The 22,901-nt window shown below is 74.5% G+C and carries 22 protein-coding genes; 8 read left to right on the top strand and 14 right to left on the bottom strand.

All coding sequences use genetic code 11. The features are described 5' to 3' along the window. The first annotated feature begins 25 nt into the window (after positions 1–25). Positions 26–757 carry an MOSC domain-containing protein gene (locus C8E97_RS14475; protein ID WP_121005827.1) on the top strand — a complete coding sequence of 244 codons (732 nt, stop codon included), beginning with the start codon at positions 26–28 and terminating at the stop codon, positions 755–757. Between the two features lie 26 nt (positions 758–783). On the opposite strand, the gene C8E97_RS14470 is transcribed toward C8E97_RS14475, so the two are convergent. The 5 genes from C8E97_RS14470 to C8E97_RS14450 form a co-directional block, all read right to left on the bottom strand. Next, positions 784–2,355, bottom strand: a complete 1,572-nt coding sequence (locus C8E97_RS14470; RefSeq protein WP_121011512.1) for a multicopper oxidase family protein — start codon at positions 2,353–2,355, stop codon at positions 784–786. Next, the gene (locus C8E97_RS14465; RefSeq protein WP_121005824.1) at positions 2,352–2,732 is read right to left on the bottom strand and encodes a hypothetical protein; all 381 of its coding nucleotides are present in this window, start codon (positions 2,730–2,732) and stop codon (positions 2,352–2,354) included. The genes C8E97_RS14470 and C8E97_RS14465 overlap by 4 nt, the downstream gene beginning before the upstream one ends. 209 nt (positions 2,733–2,941) lie before the next feature. Beyond that, a complete protein-coding gene (locus C8E97_RS14460) occupies positions 2,942–3,424 on the bottom strand; it encodes a methylated-DNA--[protein]-cysteine S-methyltransferase (RefSeq protein WP_121005822.1) in 483 nt (160 codons plus the stop codon). After that, complete coding sequence (locus tag C8E97_RS14455; RefSeq protein ID WP_147455115.1) at positions 3,421–3,963, bottom strand: flavin reductase family protein; 543 nt, start codon at positions 3,961–3,963, stop codon at positions 3,421–3,423. Before C8E97_RS14455 ends, C8E97_RS14460 begins: the two co-directional genes overlap by 4 nt. Further along, positions 3,960–4,961: an LLM class oxidoreductase gene (locus C8E97_RS14450; protein ID WP_211347014.1), complete on the bottom strand. Its 1,002-nt coding sequence runs from the start codon at positions 4,959–4,961 to the stop codon at positions 3,960–3,962. The genes C8E97_RS14455 and C8E97_RS14450 overlap by 4 nt, the downstream gene beginning before the upstream one ends. A gap of 108 nt (positions 4,962–5,069) precedes the next feature. Here C8E97_RS14450 and C8E97_RS14445 point away from each other — a divergent pair, with 108 nt between their 5' ends. Then, complete coding sequence (locus C8E97_RS14445; protein WP_121005816.1) at positions 5,070–5,675, top strand: TetR/AcrR family transcriptional regulator; 606 nt, start codon at positions 5,070–5,072, stop codon at positions 5,673–5,675. Between the two features lie 141 nt (positions 5,676–5,816). Here the strand turns inward: C8E97_RS14445 and C8E97_RS14440 are convergent, their stop codons facing one another. Beyond that, positions 5,817–6,248: a hypothetical protein gene (locus tag C8E97_RS14440; RefSeq protein ID WP_121005814.1), complete on the bottom strand. Its 432-nt coding sequence runs from the start codon at positions 6,246–6,248 to the stop codon at positions 5,817–5,819. 249 nt (positions 6,249–6,497) lie between these two features. Between C8E97_RS14440 and C8E97_RS14435 the strand changes: the two genes are divergently transcribed. From C8E97_RS14435 to C8E97_RS14425, 4 genes are all read left to right on the top strand, one after another. After that, a complete protein-coding gene (locus C8E97_RS14435) occupies positions 6,498–7,124 on the top strand; it encodes a VOC family protein (RefSeq protein ID WP_121005812.1) in 627 nt (208 codons plus the stop codon). Beyond that, a complete protein-coding gene (locus C8E97_RS34540; RefSeq protein ID WP_170211851.1) occupies positions 7,124–7,285 on the top strand; it encodes a hypothetical protein in 162 nt (53 codons plus the stop codon). Before C8E97_RS14435 ends, C8E97_RS34540 begins: the two co-directional genes overlap by 1 nt. A gap of 199 nt (positions 7,286–7,484) precedes the next feature. Further along, on the top strand, positions 7,485–8,111 hold the full coding sequence (locus tag C8E97_RS14430; RefSeq protein WP_121005810.1) for a ClpP family protease: 627 nt from the start codon (positions 7,485–7,487) through the stop codon (positions 8,109–8,111). After that, positions 8,108–8,698, top strand: a complete 591-nt coding sequence (locus tag C8E97_RS14425; protein WP_121005808.1) for a ClpP family protease — start codon at positions 8,108–8,110, stop codon at positions 8,696–8,698. The genes C8E97_RS14430 and C8E97_RS14425 overlap by 4 nt, the downstream gene beginning before the upstream one ends. Positions 8,699–8,726: 28 nt before the next feature. Here the strand turns inward: C8E97_RS14425 and C8E97_RS14420 are convergent, their stop codons facing one another. Beyond that, on the bottom strand, positions 8,727–9,077 hold the full coding sequence (locus C8E97_RS14420; RefSeq protein WP_121005806.1) for a helix-turn-helix domain-containing protein: 351 nt from the start codon (positions 9,075–9,077) through the stop codon (positions 8,727–8,729). A gap of 18 nt (positions 9,078–9,095) precedes the next feature. Between C8E97_RS14420 and C8E97_RS14415 the strand changes: the two genes are divergently transcribed. After that, positions 9,096–9,344, top strand: coding sequence for a hypothetical protein (locus C8E97_RS14415; protein ID WP_121005804.1), 249 nt, complete (start codon positions 9,096–9,098; stop codon positions 9,342–9,344). On the opposite strand, the gene C8E97_RS14410 is transcribed toward C8E97_RS14415, so the two are convergent. Both C8E97_RS14410 and C8E97_RS14405 read right to left on the bottom strand, forming a co-directional pair. Next, on the bottom strand, positions 9,341–11,230 hold the full coding sequence (locus tag C8E97_RS14410; RefSeq protein WP_425470667.1) for a Xaa-Pro dipeptidyl-peptidase: 1,890 nt from the start codon (positions 11,228–11,230) through the stop codon (positions 9,341–9,343). The genes C8E97_RS14415 and C8E97_RS14410 overlap by 4 nt on opposite strands. Positions 11,231–11,742: 512 nt before the next feature. Continuing rightward, entirely contained in the window at positions 11,743–12,159 is a 417-nt protein-coding gene (locus C8E97_RS14405; protein ID WP_121005802.1) for an STAS/SEC14 domain-containing protein, read from the bottom strand. Positions 12,160–12,277: 118 nt separating this feature from the next. Between C8E97_RS14405 and C8E97_RS14400 the strand changes: the two genes are divergently transcribed. After that, a complete protein-coding gene (locus C8E97_RS14400; protein ID WP_121005799.1) occupies positions 12,278–12,949 on the top strand; it encodes a TetR/AcrR family transcriptional regulator in 672 nt (223 codons plus the stop codon). A 256-nt stretch (positions 12,950–13,205) separates the two neighbouring features. Here the strand turns inward: C8E97_RS14400 and C8E97_RS14395 are convergent, their stop codons facing one another. From C8E97_RS14395 to C8E97_RS14375, 5 genes are all read right to left on the bottom strand, one after another. Beyond that, positions 13,206–14,855 carry a (2,3-dihydroxybenzoyl)adenylate synthase gene (locus C8E97_RS14395; protein WP_121005796.1) on the bottom strand — a complete coding sequence of 550 codons (1,650 nt, stop codon included), beginning with the start codon at positions 14,853–14,855 and terminating at the stop codon, positions 13,206–13,208. 51 nt (positions 14,856–14,906) lie between these two features. After that, positions 14,907–15,944 carry an acetylserotonin O-methyltransferase gene (locus tag C8E97_RS14390; RefSeq protein ID WP_246018888.1) on the bottom strand — a complete coding sequence of 346 codons (1,038 nt, stop codon included), beginning with the start codon at positions 15,942–15,944 and terminating at the stop codon, positions 14,907–14,909. A gap of 196 nt (positions 15,945–16,140) precedes the next feature. Next, the gene (locus tag C8E97_RS14385) at positions 16,141–16,908 is read right to left on the bottom strand and encodes a thioesterase II family protein (protein WP_121005793.1); all 768 of its coding nucleotides are present in this window, start codon (positions 16,906–16,908) and stop codon (positions 16,141–16,143) included. After that, entirely contained in the window at positions 16,905–21,524 is a 4,620-nt protein-coding gene (locus C8E97_RS14380; RefSeq protein ID WP_121005790.1) for a non-ribosomal peptide synthetase, read from the bottom strand. The genes C8E97_RS14385 and C8E97_RS14380 overlap by 4 nt, the downstream gene beginning before the upstream one ends. Continuing rightward, positions 21,521–22,891 (bottom strand): salicylate synthase, encoded by a 1,371-nt coding sequence (locus tag C8E97_RS14375; RefSeq protein WP_121005787.1) that lies wholly within the window; start codon positions 22,889–22,891, stop codon positions 21,521–21,523. The genes C8E97_RS14380 and C8E97_RS14375 overlap by 4 nt, the downstream gene beginning before the upstream one ends. Positions 22,892–22,901 lie beyond the last annotated feature (10 nt).

The following is a 22,901-nucleotide window of genomic DNA, read 5'->3' as shown; positions in this document are numbered from 1 at the left end:
CCGAAGGAGAGCGCGGGGTGCGACGATGAGCGGCGGGCGGGTGTCGACCGTGTCCGTCGGCGTGGTGCGCCCCCTGTCCTGGCACGGGCGCACGGTGGTGTCGGGCATCGGGAAGCGGCCGGTCGACGGGCCGGTCGAGGTCACCCGGCTCGGGTTGGCGGGCGACGAGCAGGGCGACCGGAAGCACCACGGCGGGCCGGACAAGGCGGTCCTCGTCTACCCGGACGAGCACTACCGGGAGTGGGCGCGGCAGCTCGGCGAGCTCGACCGGCCCGCGTTCGGCGAGAACCTCACCACCACCGGCATCTCGGAGGGCGACGCGGTGCTGGGTTCGGTCTACGCGGTCGGCACCGCCGTGCTCCAGGTGAGCCGGCCGCGCCGGCCCTGCTACCGGCTGGCCGCCCACCACGGCGTCGAGGACATGGCCGTGCGCACCCAGCGCAGCGGCCGGACCGGTTTCTACTGCCGGGTGCTGACGCCCGGCCACGTGGCCGCCGGCGACCGCCTCGAACCGCTCCACGTGCCCCGCCACGGCATCACCGCGGCCGAGGTGCACCGCGTGCTCAACGTGGACCGCGCCGACCTCGCCGCCGCCCGACGCCTGCTCGACCACGCCGAGGTGCTGCCCGCCTCCTGGGTCGCGGTGCTCCGCACGCGGCTCGACGGGCGGCTGGACGACCAGGGCGCACGCCTGCACGGCCCGGCGGGACCCGGCGCCGACACCCCGCCGCGGCCGGGCAGCCGATCGGCGACCTGACCCGCTGCCCGCGCCGGGGCCCCGCGTCAGACCACCTCGAAGTTCGCCATCATCGCCATGTCCTCGTGCTCGGCGTTGTGGCAGTGGAACACGTAGCGGCCGCGGTAGCCGTCGAACCGCATGACGACCTCGACCGCCTCGCCGGGGCTCAGGTCGACGGTGTCCTTGATGCCGCCGTCGAACGGTCCGGGTGGGCCGCCGCCGCGCGACAGCACGTGGAACCCCACCAGGTGCAGGTGCACCGGGTGGTGCACGTCGGCGATGAACCGCCAAACCTCGACGTCGCCCAGCCGGGGCGTGGCCGACATCCGGTCCGGCGCGAACGGTTCGCCGCCGATCACCCAGCCCGCCCGGCCGTGGACCCGACCGCCGCGGAAGGAGAACTCACGGGTCGTCGTGGCCTGCGACCGGGACGGCGGCGTGATCGTGGCGAGCTTCGCAGGCACGCGGCTGTCGTCCGGCGCGGAGCGGGCGACGACGAACTTCATGACCCGCGCGGTCGTGCCGCTGCCCAGGCGGTTCACCAGGGTGACCTCCGCGCCCACCGGGTACCGCCCGAAGTCCACCACGACGTCGTAGCGCTCCGCCGGCGCGACGGGCAGGTGGTCGTGGCTGCGCGGCGCGTCGAGGAGCCCCTGGTCGCTGCCGATCTGCACGAACCCGCCCCCGCCGGGCGGCGGCGGGTCCAGCGCCAGGTCGTAGCGGCGGGCGTTCGAGGCGTTGAGGACGCGCAGCCGGTGCCGGACCGCCGCCACCTCGTGGACCGGCCACGGCGCGCCGTTGACGAGGATCACGTCGCCGAACACGCCTTCCACGTAAGCGTCCTCGACGCCCGGCACGGTCCGCAGCGTCCTGTCGAGGGACGGGTACGCGAACGCGCCGTGCTCGTCGAAGGCGCGGTCGACGATCATCAGCGGCAGCTCGCGGTCGCCCGACGGCAGGCCGAGGGCGTCCTCCTCGTCGTCGCGCACGAGGTGGAAACCGGCCAGTCCCCGGTACACGGCGGGACCGGTGAAGTCCATGCGGTGGTCGTGGTACCACAGCGTCGCCGCGCGTTGCCGCAGCGGGAAGACGTAGTCGCGGGAGCCGTTGGAGATCCGGGCGCGGGCGTCGTGCGTGCCGTGGCCGCCGTGCCCGGCGTCCCAGCCGGTCACCGGCAGGACGAGCTCGGTCGGGTAGCCGTCGGAGTCGGCGGGCGTCCGACCGCCGTGCAGGTGGACCACGGTCGGGACGGGGAGTTCGTTGCGGTGGTGGACCACGGCTGTCCGGTCCCGCCGCGACTCGACGGTCGGTCCGGGGAACGTCCCGTCGTAGCCCCAGATCGGCGTGCGGACGCCCGGCAGGATCTCGGCGGTCGACTCGCGCTGGGTGATCGCGTAGTGGTCGGCGTCGTCCGTCCGATGTGGACTGATCACTCGTGGGACCGGCAGCGGCACGCGGAACGGTTCCGGCAGCGGCAGCGCGCTGCGCAGCAGCTCGCCCGTGCCCTGCGCGCCCGTGCCGAGCAGCCGGGGCCCGGCGAGGCCGGCGGCGAGGAGGAGGCCGGCGCCGCCGGTCAGGCCCAGGAAGGCCCGCCGGGGCAGCGCCCGCCCGCTCACCCGGCCACCCGTCGCGCCTGCGGGCCCCACACGGCGATGGTCGTCAGCGCCATCGCCGCGACCAGCGCGACGCCGAGCGGCACGTGCAGGTCGAGCGCGCCGGCGAGCCCGGCGACGTACTGCCCGGTCTCGCCGACGGTGACGAGCAGGCTGACGGCGAACAACCACCGCGGTCCGCGCGCCAGCCACAGCACCAGCGCGGCCACGACCTGCGCGTAGCTCAGGTACGACACGATGTCGGCGCCCCACCGGTGCGCCCAGAGCATGTCGTAGTCGCCGTTCAGGTAGCCGCCGGCGAACACCGGTTGACCGATGATCGCGACGGCGTGGACGCTCACGAGCACCCGGCTCACCAGCAACACCCCCGGAAATATCATGGCGCTCACGTTAGGACTTCAAGTGAGGTTGAAGTCAACGCGCATGATCGACCGGGCGGCCCGTGCGCGTTCGTGGCCGCATCGCCCATCACGGGGTGAGGCGCGCGGCGGCGGGACGGCCGGCAGCCTTCTCCACCGGCACACCCGGCCGGGTGCGGGAGTCACCGGCTCCCGCACCCGATGAGCGACCGGCCTCGCCGACGGCCCGTTCAGCCCCGCTCCTCGTGGTGGCGCAACCACTGCTTGACCGCCAGCCCCCAGCTGTAGCCGCCGAGGCCGCCGTCGCGGCGGTGCACCCGGTGGCACGGCACGAACAGGCCGACCCGGTTGACCGCGCACGCCCGCCCGGCCACGCGCGGCGCGGCCGGCAGGAGGTCGCGGTAGGTGGTCGTCGTGCCGGCGGGCTGCTCCCGCAACCGCCGCCACACCCGCTGCGTCAACGGTGTCCCCGGCTGGCGCACTTCGACGGCGTCGAGCGCGGTCAGCTCACCGTCGAAGTACGCCCGCGCCGCCGCCAGCGCCGCGGTGGGCGCACGCCGGGGCGCGGTCGGCGCCCTCGGCGCGCGCAGGGAGTCGAACAGCTCGTCGGCGGTCGCGGCGAACCCGCACGCGGCCACCGCACCGTCCGCGTGGCTGACGATCACCAGCGGGCCGACCGGCGTGTCCAGCACCTCGACGCCGAGCGGTGTCATGCCGCCGGCTCGGTTGCCACCCGGCGGTAGGCCCGGTGGACGAACACCAGCGGGCAGCCCGTGCCGTCCGGCGCGCTCCGCACGTGGCGGACCGCGCCGAGGAACAGGGTGTGGTCCGCGACCCGAACGCGCTCCCCGATCCGGCAGTCGACGGCGACCACGCTGCCGGCCAGCACCGGGTTCCCGGTCACCGGCGACGGCGTCCAGGCCAGGCCCTCGAACTCGGCCTCGCCCTCGGGGCGCGACCGGGCGAACCGGTCGGCCAGGTCGCCCTGGTCCGCGCCCAGGACGTTGACCGTGTAGGAGTCGGCCCTGGCCAGCAGACCGTGGGTGCGGGTGCGGTGCCCGACCGCCACCAGCAGGGTCGGCGGGGCGAGCGACACCGAGAGCACCGAGTTGACGGTCATGCCGTGCGGACCGCCCGGTCCCCTGGTGGTGAGGACGGCGACCCCGGTGGGCAGGTGCCGCATCGCGCGCCGGAACGCCTCCCCCTCCGGGGTGAGCGGAGGCGTGCCGGACGACGCGGGTCCCAGTGTCACCACACCGGGACCTGCGGGTCGGGCGCGGCCGGCGCCGGGAAGTGCGGCACGACCTCCTCGGCCAGCTGGGCGACGGCCTCCGCCGCCGGCCGCCGACCGTGCTGGACACCGAGCGCGCCGTGGTTGATGCCCGCCTCCTGCCAGCGGTGCAGCAGGTCGAGCAGGCCCTCGCTGCCGGTCTGGAGCACGAAACCGCCCCGCAGCGGCGTCGGCGGGTGGCGGGGGTCCTCCACCAGCTCGATCCACTCGTTGGTGGCCACCGGCTTGAACTCGCCGCCGGGGATGAGCGAGCGCCAGGCGGCGACCCGCTGCCCCAGCGCGGTGGTGCCGTCGGCGTTGGCCGCGCCGGGGTAGACGAGCCACCCGTCGGCGTGCTCGGCGATCCACTCGGGCGTCTGCTGCGACCTGCCGGTGACCAGCAGCGGGATTCGGCCGCTGACCGGCTTGGGCAGGAGGTCGACGCCCTGCATCCGGCTCAGCGGGGACGAGACGCTGGGCTTCACCGACTCCAGCAGCGTCCGGAACAGGTGGACCGTCTCCCGGTAGCGCTCGCCCCTGGACTCGAAGTCGACGTTGTAGGCGGGGAACTCGGCCGGGCGGTCGCCCGAGGCGACGCCCAGGACGAGGCGGCCACCGGAGAGGTGGTCGATGGACGCGGACTGCTTCGCCAGGTCGATCGGGTGGCGCAGCGGGAAGATGGCGCTGCCGGCGGCCAAGGCGGCGTGCCGCGTGTGCGCGGCCAGCCAGGCCAGGTACGTCCACGGGTCGTAGACCTGCCCGACGTCGCCGAAACCGGGGTCGAACAGCGGGACGTCGCGCACCCAGATGGCCGCGAACCCCGACCGGTCGGCGAGCTTCACCACCTCGCCCTGACCGGCCATGCCGGCCATGTCACCGGTGTACTGCCACAGCGGGAGGAACAGCCCGACTGTCAGGCGGCCGGGGGTGAACATCGTGCGGTACCCGCGGTGTCCGGCGAACCGATCTGTTTCGAGCACACCAACCTCCACTTGAGTAAACGTTCAACCAACCCTAGCGTGCTCTGGAGTGAGCGTTCAACCAGGAGGCCGCGCTTGAGCGAACGTTCAATCCAGTAGGGTGGCGGGATGGCGGTACGGACGACGGGCGACGCAGCGGTGGGTGAGGCGGACACGCGGACGCGGATCGTGCGCGCCACCGCGATGCTCCTGCAACGCCAGGGTTACGAGGGCACCTCGATCAAGCGGATCAGCGCGGAGGCCAGGGTCACGCAGGGCTCCGTCTACCACTTCTTCCCCGGCGGCAAGGAACAGCTCGCCGTGGAGGCGCTGCGGCACGGGGCGGAGGAGTTCACCGAGCTGCTGCGGGCCGGCCTGGACAGCGCCGAGGACCCGGCCGAGGCGGTGGCGGCCTGCGCCGTGCGGCTCGCGGACACCCTGCGGGTGTCGAGCTGGACCGACGGCTGCCCGGTGGCGGCCACCGCGCTGGAGACCATCGGCGCGTCACCGGACATCCAGCGCGCCTCGGCGCAGGCGCTGCGGCAGTGGCAGGAGCTGCTGGCGGCCAAGTTGACGACCGGCGGCGTGCCGGACGCGGCGGCCCGCGCCCTCGCGTGCACGATCATCAGCACGCTGGAAGGTGCCGAGCTGATCTGTCGCGTCTCGGCCGACGCCGCGGCGCTGCACACCGCCGCCGTGCACCTGGCGCAGCTCGTCCGCCTGCACATGAGCTGACGGGGCCGCGCCTCGCGCCCTGGTGGTGACGCGGTCTCCGGTGATTGCGCGGGTGGTCGTCGGTCCGGCCGCCGCCTGGAGTCGGCCGCCGGTTCGGTGGTCGTCGGGGTTCGGTGGTCGTCGGGGTTCGGCCGTCGCCGGTCAGGCCGAGTTCGCGTGTTCCGCCTTCCGGCGCGCCGGCCACCTGCCCGTCGCGGCCCGCCAGACGAAGTAGGCGCCGGCGAGGAGCCAGAGGAACCCGTTGGCGCCGTCTTCGAGCGTGCCCCGCTCGCCGCCCCGGTCACCCGCCAGCGAGACGACGGTCGCGACGACCGTGGCGGCGACGATCCCCGCCACCGCCGCGCCGACCCCGGCGACGACGCGCAGGACGACGTGGGCGCGGACGACGCCGGCCACGTGGATCGCGAGCCCGCACATCCCGGCGATGATGCCCCACCCGCCGATCTCGTTCAGCTCCGGCACGTAGTCGTCCGCGCCGAAGTACAGGACGACCATCAACGTGAGCATCGCCCCACCGACGACCGCGAGCACCCCGCAGACCACGAGCACCACCCGGCCCACCACCGCCGCCATCGTCAGCCTCCACACCGTGGGTGGTCGATACGGCGGCAACGTAGCCGGCCCGACCGGGACCGGTCCCAGCACCGGGAAGCGCCTTCCGGGGTTGCCCGGACCCGCCGCGACCGGGTGCCGCTCCCCCGGCGGACGACGAAGACCGGCGGCGCATCGCGCGGCGGCTCGTCCACCACCGCGAGCCCGGCGGGCGAGACTGATCAGGAATCGAGAAGCGCCGGTCACCGGGCCGCGCCTAGCGTTCTCGCCATGACCTCGATCGACACCATCACCCTCGACGTGACCGACGTCGCCGCCGCCGAGCGCTTCTACGCCACCGCCTTCGGGCTCGACGACCGGCTGCGCCTGCGCGCCTCGCGGGAACCGTCCACGGGCTTCCGCGGGTTCACCCTCACGCTCACGGTGGCCCAGCCGGCCGACGTCAACGCCCTGGTCGACGCCGCCGTCGACGCCGGCGCGACAGTCCTCAAGCCCGCCGCCAAGTCGCTGTGGGGCTACGGCGGCGTCGTGCAGGCCCCGGACGGCACGATCTGGCAGATCGCCGGCACCGCCAAGAAGGACACCGGCCCGGCCACCGGTCGGATCGAGCAGGTCGTCCTCCTGCTGGGCGTTTCCGACGTGGCTGCGAGCAAGCGGTTCTACGTCGGGCGCGGCCTGACCGTCGCGAAGAGCTTCGGTCGGATGTACGTCGAGTTCGACTCCGGGTCCGGCCCCGTCAAGCTGGCGCTGTACCGACGCCGCGCCCTGGCCAAGCACGCCGGTGTCTCCCCCGACGGCACCGGGTCGCACCGGATCGCCATCGGCGCCGCCGTCGAGCCCTGGACCGACCCGGACGGGTTCGCCTGGGAGACCACCGCCCTGGCGACGACGTCCTGATGTGCCGCTACCGCCTGCCCGGCATGGTCGCCGCACTCGCCCGCGAGGCGGCCGGGACCCCCGCCGAACCCCGTCCCGGCTCCGACGACACCGCGTCGGGCCGGGCCACCACGAGCGTGGCCGGCCCGGACGACGCCGACCTCGCGAGGCCGCCGCGCTGACGGCCGCGCGGTCGGCGGGCGTGGATTCAGCGGGCACGGGCCCGGCGGGGCCTCCGTCGCCCGCGCGAACCGGTGGCGCGACGGCCTGCCCGCGCCACGTTGTCCACAGTGGACCCACCGCGCCCGGTACGCCGAGAGCTGATCCGCTCACAGCGGAGAAGCCGGCGAACGGCGGCCGGGTGGCGGCATCGTCTGGCACATGACGAACACCGAGAAGCAGCCGCTGTTCGACCACCGGCTCCGCGAACGTTTTCTCGGCCGACGGGTGCTGGTCCTCGACGGCGTGCTCGACGACGACAACGGGACGGTGCTCGCCACGCAGCTGCTGTCCCTGGCGAGCGAGGACCCCGAGAAGGACATCGCGCTGTGGATCCACTCGCCGGGCGGCTCGGTCCCCGCGATGCTGGCCATCCGCGACGTGATGCGGCTCATCCCCTGCGACGTGGTCACGCTCGCGCTGGGCCTGGCGTGCAGCGCCGGGCAGTTCCTGCTGTCCGCGGGCACACCGGGCAAGCGGATGGCCCTACCCCACGCCCGAATCCTGATGCACCAGGGCTCGTCCGGCATCGGTGGCACGGCGGTCGAGGTGGAAGTGCAGGCGGATGACCTGCGGCACACCAGGGACACGGTGCTCGGGCTCATCGCGGAGGACACCGGTCAGCCGATCGAGCGCATCTTCACCGACTCGCTGCACGACCGCTGGTTCACCGCCGAGCAGGCCCTGGACTACGGCTTCATCGACCACATCGTCGACGACCTCGCCCAGATCGTGCCCGTGCGCACGCACCGGCTGGGCCTCGACTCGACGGCGGGAGCCCGCGCATGAGCACCTACACCATCCCCAACGTCATCACGCGCGGCGCGGGCGGCGAGCGGATCATGGACGTCTACTCGCACCTGCTGTCCGAGCGGATCGTCTACCTCGGCACCGCGATCGACTCCGGCGTGGCGAACGCGCTGATCGCCCAGCTCCTGCACCTGGAGGCGGACAACCCGGAGCTGCCGATCAACCTGTACATCAACTCCGAGGGCGGCGACCCGTCCGCGATGCTCGCGCTGTACGACACGATGCGCTACATCAAGGCGCCGGTGGCGACGACGTGCGTCGGGCAGGCGGTCGCGGCCGGCGCGGTGCTGCTCGCCGCCGGCGAGGCCGGGCGCCGCTCGGTGCTGCCCCACACGCGGGTGGTGCTGCACCAGCCCGCGGCGCAGGGCCGCGGCACCATCCCGGACCTCATCCTCCAGGCCGACGAGGTCGTGCGGGTGCGCACCCAGTTGGAGGAGATCCTGTCGGCGCACACCGGTCGCGACGTCGCGGACCTGCGGCACGACACCGACCGGGACCGCGTGTTCGACGCGGCGGGCGCGGTCGCCTACGGCCTCGCGGACCACGTCCTGGACCGCCGGACCTGAGGCACCGCCGGACCTGGGGCCGGGAGCCTCAGGCGGCCAGCAGCACGGGCCCCGCGGGACGGCGACCGACCGCGGGACGGCCCGTGCCGCGCCGCCGCCGGACCTGGCCCGCGACGCCGACGAGCAGGTCGGCCAGCTCGACGCCGAGCGCGCCGGTGACCGCGGCGATCATCTCGCTCGACGGCTCCTTGCGACCGCGTTCGATCTCGGACAGGTACTGCGGCGAGATGCCGGCCCGCTCCGCGACGTCGACCAGGCGGCCGCCCTGCTCCTCCCTGATCGCCCGCAGGCTGCGGCCGAGCGCTTCCCGCCACAGCGGCTCCGGCTCGCGGTCCGGTGCCGGGGTGCGGCCCTGGTGGAGTGGGATGATGTCCGCCATGCCGTCATCCTGGCACCGGTGCTCCGCCCGTTCGCGCTGATTCCGCTCCGAGCGGAACCGGCCGTCGCCGGCACACCGGCCGGCGCGCTCGGCGCGGCCTGGCCGCTCAACCCCGCGCTGCCACCGGCCCGCGCCTACCGGGCCGCGGGCTCGCCGATGTCGGCGCTGACCTCCTTCCACGTCGACCGGGGCCGACCGGGCGGCCGCGAGGACCCGGCCACGGCCGGCTCACCCGCCCGGCACCGCCGCGCCCGGCCGGGGTCCTAGCCGCGCTCCAGGCCGGCCACCGCGCGGGGTCGCACCAGGGCGGGGTCGGCGGGCAGCGGCTCGGCGGACGACGACACCGGGCCCGGTCCGGCGACCGGCAGGGTGGCGAACGTCCGCGCCAGGTCCAGCGCGATCCTCGGCGGCTGCGCGGGCGCGGCGATGAAGGCGCTGTCCGTGCCGCCGATGATCAGCGCGAGCTGGTGCCCCCGCGGCACGATCGCGTCCGTGCTCGCCAGCCGGAACGTCATGGTGTACGGCCGGCCGGGCACGAGCCGGTCCTCCCGGCTCAGCGACGCGTGGTTCGCGAGGTCCGCCCAGCCCCGGCTGAGGACGTGCAGCCCGACCGCCGCGGTGTCGGCGGAGGTGGTCCGGTAGCAGGCGTCGTCGCCGGCGGCGCTCGCGCCCCAGCAGTCCTGCGCCGTGCCCGTCGTGATGCCCTCGCCCGGACCCGCGTAGTCGCGGATGGTCGCCGGGCCGTAGTCCACGAGCACCGCCGACACCCGCGCCGTCGCCGTGCTCGGCGTCGCGGTCACGGTCACCGACCCGGTGCCGGACAGGTGGAGGTCCTGTGCCAGCGCACCGGTCGTGTACAGCACGCGGGCGCTCGACGGCCGCGTCGGCTGCGCGGCCCAGTCCGACTCGTCCTGCCTCGGGTCGTCGGTGAACACCGCGCTGCCCGCCACCGCCGGACCCTGGCTCAGCGTGCCGAGCCCGGCGGTCGGGCCGGTGACGGGGCGCAGCACGACGTCGCGGCTGCCGGCGGCGGGCCAGGCGGTCTGGTCGACCCAGACGTCCGGCTGCCGCTCGACGCTGACCCGCGGCGCGCGGCCGACGCCGCTGTCCAGGCCCAGCAGGTAGTGGTCGAACCACTGGTGCAGCGCGTCGACCCACTCGGCGCGCCGGAAGTCGAACGGGTCGACGTGGCCGGTCTGCGACAGCCACAGCCTGCGGTCGACGCCGGTCGGCGACAGCGCGCTCCACCACTGCCCGAAGTTGACCGGCTTGACGTTGAGGTCGTTGAGGCCGTGCACGGCGAAGACGCTGGCCTTGACGTTCCGCGCACCGGCCACGTAGTCGCGCTCCGCCCAGGCGGGCGCGTGGTCGCCGTTGGCGGGGAAGACCTGCGACAGCCTGCGCTGGGCGGCGGAGCAGTCCTGGCCCCGGTTCCGCGCCGAGACGGTCCGCGCGAGCCCGGCGGGCGACCCGTTGCCCACCGCGCCGTCCGAGCGGTAGTAGTCGTACCAGCTCGAAATCGCCGCGATCGGCACGATCGTCCGGAGCCCCTCGACGCCGGTCGCGGCGACCCCGTTGGCGATCGTGCCGTCGTAGGACTTGCCGATCATGCCGACGGCCCCGGTGGTCCAGCCCGCGGTCACGGGTGCGCCGCCGGTGGCCGCCGAGTACCCGGTGGCGCGCCCGTTGAGCCAGTCGACGACGGTCTTGGCGGAGCCGATGTCGGACGGGCCGCCGATGTCGACGCACCCGCGCGACCGGTTGGTGCCGGCGACGTCGACCAGCACGACGGCGTACCCGCGCGGGACGAAGAAGTTGTCGTAGAACTGCGGGAAGAGGACCGGGCGGCCGGCGGCGTCGTAGGTCTTCAGCTCCTTCTCGTTGCCCCTGCCGCAGCACGAGAAGTACGGGCTGGCGTTCATGATGACCGGCACGCGGACACCTCGCGCGGCGGCCTCCGCCGGCCGGACGACATCGGCGGCGACCCGGTCGGGGCGACCGTCTCCATCGCCGTCCCGCCCGAGGTCGACCCACACCGTTTCCCTGATGGCGGAGGCGAAGTCGTACACCGGCTCGCTCCGGTCCGCCCGGCCCACCGCGCCGGCCGCCGTCGGCGTCGCCGCACCGGCCAGCGCCACGACCGCCGCGATCACAGTTGCCACCCAGGAACGCATGGGACCGCCTCCCGGCTCGAAGTCCGTCACCCCGAGCTTGGGGGAAACGCGCGGTCCGCAGTAGGGCGGGACGTACGGGGACAGTCGGACTAACGCGGCGATCCCCCGCTGCGGCGGAGCGCGGACGCGGGAGGTGCGGAGCGCGGAGCCGGGTGCGGAGCGGGGACGCGGGGAGCGGGGACGCCGGGGGTGCGGAGCGCGGGGAGCACGCGGGGATGAAGCGGCACGCGAGGACGCCAGGACCGGGCCGCTCGGTGCGGGCAGGTCCCGCGCGGCGATCGCCGCGAGCCACCGGCCGGGGCGCCACGCCCGTCGGGCGGGGCGGCGGCGGTGGGCGCGCGTCCACGTGTCCACAGTGGACGATATCGGCCGGCGCGGCGCCGGCCGGGGTCACGCGACGGTCTTGCCCTGCGCCCGACCCGCCCGGCCGAAGCGGCGCACCCTGCGGCGCGCCCACGCGACCACGGCGACCCCCACCGTCGACAGCAGCACTAGCACGGTGTCCCCCCTTGCGCCGGCACGGTGAGGCCCGCCTCGGACAGCCTGCCGACGGCCCACGACCGCGCCTCACCGCTGTCGTGCACGGCCGTGGTCGGGCACCCCATGATCTTCGGGCCGACCTCGCTCATCTTCCGCGCGCGCTCCGCCTGCTCCGGGCCCACCACGAACGCGATGCCCCGGCACCGCTCCTGGAGGCCGGGGCGGTGGGAGCGCAGCGTCTTCGCCATCCCGCCACCGCCACCGTGCTCCTCCGGGCCGTCGGGCACCTGCACCACGACGGCGAACTGCTCACCCCTGGCGAGGGCCTTCGCCAGCACGTCCATCAGGTACCGGCGGCTCTCGTCCGCCGGCGCGCCGTCGGCGCGCACCTCCACCAGCGGCCACGACGCCCAGTCGGCTTCCGGCATGTCCCGTCCCCTTTCCACGCGAATAACGGCACGGGGCGCACTTCCGTCCCCTTAGCCTTGCCTTACCTTAGAGATTGCGGACACTGTCCGCAAGCGTCCGGGCGGCTACGATACGGCGGTGACCAGTGCGACTCGACTGCCCTGGGGCAGCCTCAATCGGGAACACATCATCCGAGCGGCGCTCAACATCGCGCGCACCGAAGGCGTCAACGCGCTGAGCATTCGGCGCCTCGCCGCGGACCTCGGCGCGTCCCGAATGTCGCTCTACCGCCACATACCGGACAAAGACGCCCTGCTCGACCTCGTCGCGAGCGCCATCGCCGAGCACGAACTCGGCATACCCGACCCCGACGACGGGACCTGGGACCAGCGCCTGACCGAACTCGCCCACGCCATGCGCAGGCAACTCCTCGCCTATCCCGGCCTGGTCGAACTGCTGACCACCCGGAGCAATACCAGCACCGGTGGGCTGCGCCTCGCCGAGGCCATCCTCGACATCCTCTACACCGCGGGCTTCGAGCAGCAGGACGCCGCCCGCTATTACCTCATCTTCGTCGACATCACGCTCGGCCGCGTCCACCGCGAACTGCACGGCGACGTCGTCGCGCCCAAGCGCACGAGCAACCTCCTCGCCGCCGCCTCCAAGACGCCGGACGAATTCCCCACCATCGACCGGACCAGTTCCGCGCTGAAGGACATCGACCAGGACGACATCTTCAACGCCGAACTGGACCTCCTCATCAACGGCATCCGCGCCGCGACCCGACCGGCGGCCCGCGCGCTGGAGTGAGCCGGGCCGCGAGAGGCCGGGACGGCGCTTTCCGCGGTCCCGGCCCGGTGATCCACGTCACCGCCGACGGCACCGCCATTCCGCCCGCCGCCGGGATCTCCGCCGCGCCCGGACGAAACGCACGCGGCGAAACACGGCCAGGCGGAACAAGGCCACGCGGAACGCGGCAGGGCGGAACACGGCAGGGCGGAAGCGATCGGGCGAACCGCGGCAGGGCGAACCGCGACAGGCGCGCTCCGCCGCGGAATACCCCGGCTCAGCGGTGGCCGTCGGTGTTCGCCGCGAGCAGCGCGCGCAACTTCTTCTTGTCGGGTTTCCCGATATCGGTCAGCGGCAGCGCGTCGAACACCCGGAGTTGTTCGGGCAGCTTGAAAACCGCGACACCCCGAGCCGCGAACTCCGCGCGCACCTCCGCCAGGTCGGGCACCGGTCCCGGACCGGGCACCACGCACGCGCAGACCCGCTCGCCCAGCTCGGCGTCCGGCACGCCCACCACCGCCGCGCGCGCCACCCACGGCAGCGAGTAGAGGACGTCCTCCAGCTCCTGCGCCGAGATCTTCTCGCCCGCGCGGTTGATCAGGTCCTTGACCCGGCCCGTCACCACCAGGTTGCCGCTCGGGTGCCACCGGACCACGTCACCGGTGCGGTACCAGCCGTCCGGGGTGAACGAGTCGACGTCGTGCCGCCCGCCCCGGAAGTAGCCCCTGGGCGTGTACGGCCCCCGCGTGAGCAGTTCGCCCGGCCGGCCGAACGGCACGTCGTCACCCGCCTCGTCGACGATCCGGACCTCGTCGTCGGGGCACATCGGCCGGCCCTGGGTCTCGGCGACCACGTCCGGCGGGTCGTCCAGCCTGGTGAAGTTCAGCAGCCCCTCCGCCATGCCGAAGACCTGCTGCACGGCGCAGCCGAGCCGGGGCAGCCGCCGGGCCACGTCGGGGGCCAGCCGCGCGCCGCCGACCTGCACGACCCGCAGGCTGGACAGGTCGTGCCGGTCCGGGCGGTGGTGCTCCAGCCAGCGGTGCGCGACGGCGGGCACGACGGACGTGATCGTCACCCGCTCCCGCGCGATCGCCGCGAAGGCCGCCTCGGGCTCCGGGGACGGCAGCATCACCACCGTGCCGCCTGCCAGCAGCGCGCCGAGCAGGCCCGGTGACCCGAGCGGGAAGTTGTGCCCGGCGGGGAGGCTCACCAGGTACACCGAGTCCGGGCCGAGCCCGGACAGCTCACCGCTGCGGCGGGCGTTGTACTCGTAGTCGTCGTGGGTCCGGGCGATGAGCTTCGGCGGTCCCGTGGTGCCGCCGGACATCAGCAGGAGCGCGACGTCGCCCGACGGTGGCGCGAGCGCGTCGAGCCGCGCCCGCAGCGCGGCGGGTTCCTCGTCGACGTGCAGCAGCGGGCGCAGGGCGGTCGCGTCCGGCGACACGCCCGCGCCCACCGCGAGCACCCGGCACGGCCGGTCCAGCCCGGCCGCCACGTCCAGCGCCAGGCGCTGGTGGTCGAAGCCGCGCCACGTCGTCGGCACCACCGCGGCCGACACGGCGGCGTGCCGCGCGATGTGCGCCAGCTCCCGTTCGCGGTAGCCGGGCAGGGCCAGCACCGGCACGACGCCGATCCTGGCCGCCGCGAACACCGTCACCACGAATTCCCAGCAGTTGTGCAGCTGCACGAGCACCGTGTCGGCGGGGCGCAGCCCGATGGAGAGCAGGTTCGCCGCCAGGGCGTCCACCCGCCGGGCGAGGTCGTCGTAGCCCAGGCGGCTGTCCCCGTCGACCAGGGCGGTGCGGTGGCCGCGCGCGTCCGCCCACCGCCAGGGCAGGGAACCGAGCGCCACGCCCCGCCAGTAGCCCTTCGCGACGTAGTCCGCCACGAGGTGCTCCGGCCACCGCACCTGCCCGTCCAACACCATTGCGCCGTCCTCCGACCGATGAAGATGACCGATGCCCGATGAGCCGTCTCGTTACTTGTAGCCCACCACCAGGGCATGGCTGAACTTCATCCGGTCGTACCGCTCGGCGCGCCGGAAACCCGCGGCGCGGATCGCCTGCTCGACGTCGCCGGGCGAGTAGACCATCCCTTCGCCGGACGCGAGCGTGATGAAGTACGGCGACATCATCCCGGCCATCAGCGAACCGGTGCCCTCGTCGTTCGAGACGTAGTTGTACACCAGGCAGACGCCGCCTTCGGGCAACGCGTCGTAGCACTTCCTGAGCAGCTCGGTGTTCCGTTCGAGCGACCAGATCTCGAAGATGTGGAAGAAGAGCACGCCGTCGATCCCCTCGGGCAGCGGGTCGTGCAGCATGTCGCCCGGATAGGTGTGCACCCGTTTCGCCAGGTCGGCCTCTGCCGCGCGCTCGGCGGCGATCGAGATCACGCGTTCCTGGTCGAAGACGGTGACTTCCAGGTCCGGGTACCGCTTGGCCAACTCGATCGCGTTCGACCCGTCGCCGCCGCCGACGTCGACCAGGTGCTTGCGGCCCGTGAAGTCGAAGTTGTCCAGCACCTGGGCGAACGCCTTGCGCGACGCGTCGCCCATGTTGTCGTAGAAGACCTGCTGCAACTCCGGGTGCGCGGTGAGCCGCTCGTACAGCGTCGTGCCGGGACCGGAGAGGTGGCGCAGGCCGACGTTGGTGAAACGGCGGGTGGCCTCCGCGTAATCGCCCATCGCCGGGTTGATGATCTTCGCCTGGATGTCGACCAGCGGCCCGAGGTACTCCGGGCTGTCGCGCAGCAGTTTCCGCCGGGCGATGTCGCTGTTGACGTACCGGTCGCCCTCCTTGCGCAGCACGTCGAGCGAGCACAGCCCCAGCAGCAGGATTCTGGCCGGCTGGCGCTCGATGCCCAGGGTCGCGGCCGCCTGGTCGACGCTGAGCCCGCCGGCGGCTTCCACGGCTTGGAACAGGTCCATTTCCAGACCGGTGCGCAACAGCTCGAAGGCCACCGGGCCGTGGATGATGAGCCTCAACAGTTCGGCGTCTTTGATGGTGATGTCGACCACTACCGCGTCCCCTTTTCACGCTCGCCCTGACAGGAAATTGCCGTACCGCCCACCCGCGCCGCCGCCGACGCGACACGACGCGGGCGTGGAGCGGGAGCACCGGACCGGCCGGCCGCGGGCCGCGGTCGGATCGGCGCTCCCGTGCCGCCCGGTGGCCCGCGCTGCGCGGGCGGGGTCCCGCACCGGCCGCCGGGCGTCACGGCGCCACCCAGGCGGACGCCGGGTCGGCGACGCCGAGCCGGTCGGCGACGACCGCGACGACCTCGTCCCGGTGGGCCGCGAGGTAGAAGTGGTCGCCGGGGAAGGTCACGAGGTCGAACGGCGCGGCGGTGCGGTGCCGCCAGCCGCGGACGGCGGAGGGTGCGACCTCGGTGTCGTCCGCGCCGGCCAGGGCCGTCACCGGGCAGCCCAGCCGCGTCGCCGGACCGGGGCGGTAGGCGTCGAGCACGCGCAGGTCGCCGCGCAGCGCGTCGAGCATCGCCGCCCGCTGGTCGGGCTGGTCCAGCGACGCCGGGTCGACCCGGCCCCACCGCCGCAGGGCGGCGACCAGCTCGGCGTCACCGGCGTCGCCCCGCCGGGGGCGCTCCGCGCCCGGCGGCGGGCTGGCGGACACGAACAGGCGCTCCGGCGTCAGCCGCCGGGAGTCGAGCCGCCGCGCGATCTCGTAGGCGAGCACGGCGCCCATGCTGTGGCCGAACAGCGCCAGGCGGTGCCCGCGCAGTGGCCGCAGGGCGTCGGTGATCTCGTCCGCCCAGGTGTGCAGGGCCGACGACCGGGGCGGCGGCGGCGTCGCCCCACCGCGTCCGGGGTACTGGACCGCGAGGAGCTCCACCGCCTCGGGCAGCGCCCTGGCCCAGGGGTGGAAGAAGCCGGCGTCGCCGCCGGCGTGCGGGCAGCACACCAGCACGGCGCGCAGGTTCGGGCGCGACAGCGGGCGGCGGAGCCACTGGTGCCGGGCGCTCACGACGGCAGCCCCGGTCCGGTGTCGCGCAGCAGCTCCGCGAGCGCGGCGACGGTCGGCTCGTTCATGATGCGCCCGAGGACGACGTCGAAGGGCACGGTGGGCGCGAAGGGCCGGGCGAGACCGGCCAGCCGGGCGGCGACCAGCGAGTCGCCGCCGAGGTCGAACAGGTTGTCCTCCCGGCCCACCGTCGTCACGTCGAGCGCCTCGGCCCACTGCTCGGCCAGCCGCTGTTCGAGGTGGTCACGGGGTTTCGCGCGGCCGGCGGGCGTGGGTTCGGCCGCCGCGGCGGTGGCCGCCACCCAGCGGGCGAGCCGCGCCCGGTCGAGCTTGCCGTTGCGGGTGACCGGGAGCGCGTCGACGACCTGGACGTCGGCGGGGCGCATGTAGTCGGGCAGCCGCCGGGCGAGCCAGGCGGACACGTCGTCCAGGTCCACGACGGCGTGGTGGGACTTGAAGGACGCGGCGATCAGCCGCTGCCCCAGCGGCGCGCCCGCCAGGTCGTCGCCGACCAGGACGATCTGCTCGGCGCCCGCGGCGGTGAGCAGGTCGACCCACTCGTCGGCGCGCAGGAACGGCCGGTCGCCCCGGTGGTCGGCGACGTCGTTGCCGGGCTCGCCGGTGCGGAACAGGAACTCCATCGAGATCAGCAGCTCCGGCCGGTCCTCGGTCATCTCGGTCAGCACCAGCCAGCCGCCGGGCGCGAGCAGGTCGCGCAGGCGCTCGACCAGGCGCGGCAGGTGCGCGGTGTTGTGCAGCACCTGGGCGGCCACGATCACGTCGAAGCTGGTGGGGCGCAACCCCTGGGCGCGGTGGTCGCGGTTGACGTCGAACAGGCCGAACCGGACGCCGGGGTACTCGCCGAAGCGCCGCTGCGCCTCGGCGAGGAAGAACCGGGACACGTCGGTGAACAGGTAGCCGAGGGGCAGGTCGGCCAGCGCGGGCAGCAGCGTCGCGGTGGTGCCGCCGATGCCCGCCCCGATCTCCAGGACGCGCAACGGGAACCGCGTGCCCGCCGAGTCCGCGACGCCGCGGACGAGCGCGGCGACGCCCGCGTTGAGGCCCCTGGCGAGGGCGTTGTGCTCGTAGGCCGCCGCGGCGATGTGCTGTCGCCCCTCGGGGAACAGCAGGTGCGTGGTCTCCAGCTCGCCGCGCAGCTGGGCGGGCAGGTGGTCCGCGCAGTCGCGGAAGAACGCGAGCAGCTCGGCGGGCCACAGGTCGTCCGGCCTGGCCCGCTCGGCGGCCCGCCAGGCTTCCGCGATCGAACCGGGCTCGGGCGCGCGCAGGCCGCGGAACCCGCCCTCGCACCGCTCGACCAGGCCGGCTTTCTCCACAGTGGACAGCCAGCGGCGCACAAGTCGGTGGTGCAACGGGATCACGCCGAGCCGGCGGATGATCTCGGGGACCGGGTGGACGGCGTCGGGGTCGGCGAACAGCCCGCCCTCGCGCAGCGCGCCCGCCAGGGACAGGTGCACGGCGTGCTCGACCCGGTCGAGGAACGCGGCGACGGCGTCCCGGTCGAGCGGTTTGACGTGCTCCTCCCACGCCGCGTGCGCCGCCGCGCCGATCGCCGGGTCGACCACGGGCTCGGCGCGCTTCCGCGCGGGCTCGACGATCGCGACGAGCCGGCGCTGCATCGGCTCGTCGCCGTCGACGAGCACCGCCGCCCGCGCCACGGCGGGGTGCGACTCCAGCGCGGCCTCGACCTCGCCCGGCTCGATGCGGTGGCCGCGGATCTTGGTCTGGTCGTCGGCGCGGCCCAGGAACTCGATGACGCCGTCGGGCCGGTAGCGCCCCAGGTCGCCGGTCCGGTACAGGCGCTCGCCCGTGTCCGGGTGGGTCGGGAACCGGTGGGCGGTCTTGGCGGGGTCGCCGAGGTAGCCCAGGGCCAGGCCCGCGCCCCCGATGTACAGCTCGCCGACCGCCCAGTCCGGGCGCGGGCGCAACCGGTGGTCCAGCACGTGGAAGGTCTGGTTGGTCAGCGGCGTGCCGTAAGGGATGCTGCGCCAGTGCATCGGCACCCGGTCGACGGGGTGGATGATCGACCAGATCGCGGCCTCCGTCGCGCCGCCGAGGCTGATCACGCGCAGGCCGGGCACCTGGGCCCGGACGCGGTCGGGCAGGCCCACCGGGATCCAGTCGCCGGACAGCAGCGCGAGCCGCAGCGAGGACAGGTCGCGGTCCGCGGCGCTGTCGAGGTACTGCGACAGCATGTGCAGCTGGGCGGGCACCGAGTTCCAGAGCGTGACGCCGTGCCGCTCCACGAGGTCGGCCCAGTGCGACGGGTCGCCCCGCCGGTCCGGGTCCGGCACCACGACGACGCCGCCCGCGGCCAGCGTGCCGAACACGTCGTACACGGACAGGTCGAAGCCGAGGCCGGCCAGCGCGAGGCACCGGTCGTCCGCGGACACGGCGAAGCGCCGGTTGATGTCGGCGACGGTGTTGACCGCGGCCCGGTGGCTGATCATGACGCCCTTGGGGTCGCCGGTCGAGCCGGAGGTGTAGATGACGTAGGCCAGCTCGTCCGGCGCCACCTCGTCGGCCACCGGCTCGGCGGGTGGTCCGGCGGGCGCTTCGCCGAGGGTGTCGACCGCGAGCACGCACAGGCCGGCGGGCAGGTCGTCGGGCGCGGCGGGGCTCGGCCCGGTCAGCACGTGCCGGGCGCGCGCGTTGGTCAGCATCCGGCGACGGCGGTCCGGCGGCTGGTTGGTGTCGATCGGCAGGTAGGCCGCGCCGGCGAGCAGGATGCCGAGCACGGCGACGACCTGCGCGGGCCCCTTGTCCATCAGGACCGCGACGATGTCACCGCGTTCGCACCCGTTGGCGCGCAGGGAATGCGCGACCGCGTGCGCGCGGGCCGCCAGCGCGCCGTAGCTCATCTCGCCCGCCGTGCCCCACACCAGCGCGGTGGCCTCGGGTCGGGCGGACGCGCTCGCCCGGAACCCGGAGTGCAGCAGCTCGTCGGGTAACGGGCCGGCGGTGTCGTTGACGCGGGCGCGCACCTCCGCCTGCGCGCGCGGCAGCGGCGGCGAGGTGACCGAGGCCCAGTCGGCGTCGGGGTCGGTGAGCCGGTCGAGCAGCCGGCGGTAGTGGTCCGACATCGCGTCGACCAGGCCGGGTGGGAACAGCTCGTCGACCGAGTCCCACGCCAGCAGCACGCCGTCGCGGTCCTGGAAGACCTGGTGGTCCAGCCACACCTGCGGGGTCTGCGAGATCATCCAGCTCCACTCGCCGAGGACGCGCTGCACCCGCTCGTCCACGAGTTCGCGACCGAGGTTGCAGGCGAACACGACCGGGGCGCGGTGCCGCCTGCCGTTCCTGCGCGTGGCTTCCCGCAGCACGTCGACGGCGGTGTAGTCGGTGTGCTCGGCGTCGGTGCGGAACTGCTCCTGGACCGCGCGGGCCTGGTCGAGGAACGAGCCGGGCCCGGACAGGTCCACCTCCAGCAGCAGCAGGCTGGTGAAGTCGGCGACCAGCGACTCGACGTCGGGGTGTACCGGACGGCGGTCGAACAGCGGGATGTCGAGCACGAACCGCGGGCTCGCGCTCCACCCGGCCAGCGCGTCCGCGTAGGCGGTGAGCAGCACCATCGCGGGGGTCAGGCCGTGGTCGCGGGCACGGGTGACGAGCCGGCCCCAGCGCTCGGCGTCCAGGCGGAACTTGCGGCGCGTGAACCGCGGCTGCGCCACCCGGTCGGGCTCGATGGCCAGGGGCAGCCGCGGCCCTTCGGGCAGCTCGTCCAGCCGCGCCTCCCAGTAGGCGCGGGCCGTGTCGCGCCGGGCGCCCCGCTCGGCGGCGGTGTCGGCCAGGTAGCGCCGGAAGTCGTAGCGCAGCGGCGGCAGCGGCTCGTCCGGCCGCTCGTAGAGCCGGGCGAGGTCGCAGAGCAGGACGCGGATGCTGTGCACGTCGGCGGCCAGCAGGTCGATGTTGACGTGGAGGCGGGTGCGGCCGGCGGGCAGCAGGGACAGCTGCACGTCGAGCACCTCGCCGTGCTCCACGTCGAGCAGCCGGTGCGACAGCCGCGCGCGCAGCGGGTGGAGGTAGGTGCCCACCGCCTCCGGCGTCGCGCCGCGCAGGTCGTGCACGGTCAGCCGCGACCAGGCCGGCTCGGCGGCGACGCGCTGGACGCCGTTCCCGTCGAACCGGGCGCGCAGCATCGCGTGCCGGCGGAACAGGCCGCGCAGGGCGCGGTCGAGGCGGTCCGGGTCGACGTCGTGCCCGTCGAGTTCGAGGTAGGCGTGGCAGGCGACGCCGCCGAGTTCGAGCGTGGCGGTGCGGCCCACCCGGTACGCCTGCTGGACCGGCGTCAGCGGGAACGGCTCGCCGTCGGCGGCCTCCGCGCGGGCCGTCCCGTCCGCGTCGCCCGGCCGCCCGCCGCCCGTGAGCGGCCGGGCGTCGACGCCGTGCTCCTCGATGAGCCGCGCCCACTCGCGCAGCGTCGGGTTCGCCGCCAGCGCGCGGAACGGCACCTGGACGCCGGCCCGGCGCAGCCGCCCGGACAACCGCATGATCGCGATCGAGTCGAGGCCGCGGTGGGTCAGGTTCTCCTCGTCCGAGAGGTCGTCGCCCGCGCAGTCGAGCAGCGTCGCGACCACGCCCCGCAGTTCGGTCAGTGTCACCCGATCCTCCCGTGGGACGCGCTGTGCGCGGGCCGCGCGCCGTTGCCCGCGGGCACGGCGGGCACCAGGTGGAGGGCGGTGCTGCGCAGCTTCTCGCGGGTCTCCTCCAGCTCGCGGGCCGGGAGCGAGTCGGCCACGATCCCCGCGCCCGCCCGCAACCACGTCCGACCGGCCTGGCGGAACACGGTGCGCAGCACGACGGCCGCGTCCAGCGCGCCGTGCGCGTCCACCGCCAGCACCGCGCCGCCGTACAGGCCGCGCGGCTGGAGTTCGTTGCGGCGGATGCAGGCGTAGGCGGCGGTCTTCGGCACCCCGGAGACCGTGATCGCCGGGAACAGCGCGCTGAACGCGTGCCACGCGTCCTTGCCCGGCGCGAGCCGCCCGGCCAGCCGGGACGCCAGGTGCTGCACGCTGCCGCGCCGGAGCACCTCCATGAACTCCTCCACGCGCACCGAATCGCGCGCGCACACCCGGTCCAGCTCCTTGAACGCCTCCTTGACCGAGATGGCGTGCTCGAAGTTCTCCTTCGGGTCGGTGACCAGCGCGGTGTGCAGCCTGCCGTTCTCGACCGGGTCGGCCACCAGCGCCCTGGTGCCCGCCAGCGGCTGGGTCGAGACCCGCCCGCTGACGTCGACCTCCAGCACGGTCTCCGGGCTGAACCCGGCCGCCTCGACCCCGCCGAGGTTGAGCAGGAACGACCGGCGCGGCGTGTTGTGCCGCCGACCCAACACGTAGGTGCCGACCAGGTCGAGGTCGAAGTGGATCGGCACCAGCCGGGACAGGACCACCTTCTGCAGCAGCCCCGCGCGGATCTCGGCGATGGCGGTGGCCACCCGGCGCTCGTAGTCCGCCGACGAGTCGGCGTCCGGGCCCACCAGCCGGGGGAACAGCTCCCGCTCCTCGGCCGGCGCCATCACCAGCTCGGTGACCGCGTTGGCGTCGGCGGGGTCCAGCGCCCGGACCGTCGCCCGGTCGCCGGACACGCGCACTTCGAGGCGTGGCACGAACAGGTGCGCCACCGGCAGGTCGGCCGGCGCGCCGTGGTCGGCCAGGTAGGCCAGCTCGAAAGCGGTCCACCCGTACGCGCGCCAGTCCTCGACGGCGACGCCGGCCAGCAGCTCGGCCAGCGCGCGGAACGGATCGCCCGAGGACCGCTCGGCGGGGATCGCGTCGACGCCGCGCAGCACCGCGCCGCTCCCGGTCACCACCACCTCGGCGGCGACCCCGGCCGCGTAGGTCCAGCGGCCCTCCCGCTCGTAGATCAGGTACGGCTCGGTCGGCGCCCACTCGGCCAAGCTCGCCATCAGCAGCAACGGATCACCGGACGTCCGGATGTGGCGTTCCCGGTATCGACGAGCTCTCCCCATGTCGTCTCCT

The sequence above is a fragment of the Saccharothrix australiensis genome (genome assembly GCF_003634935.1).
In the GTDB taxonomy this organism is placed as follows: Bacteria; Actinomycetota; Actinomycetes; order Mycobacteriales; family Pseudonocardiaceae; genus Actinosynnema; species Actinosynnema australiense.
This window is presented reverse-complemented; position numbering and strand designations above follow the sequence as displayed.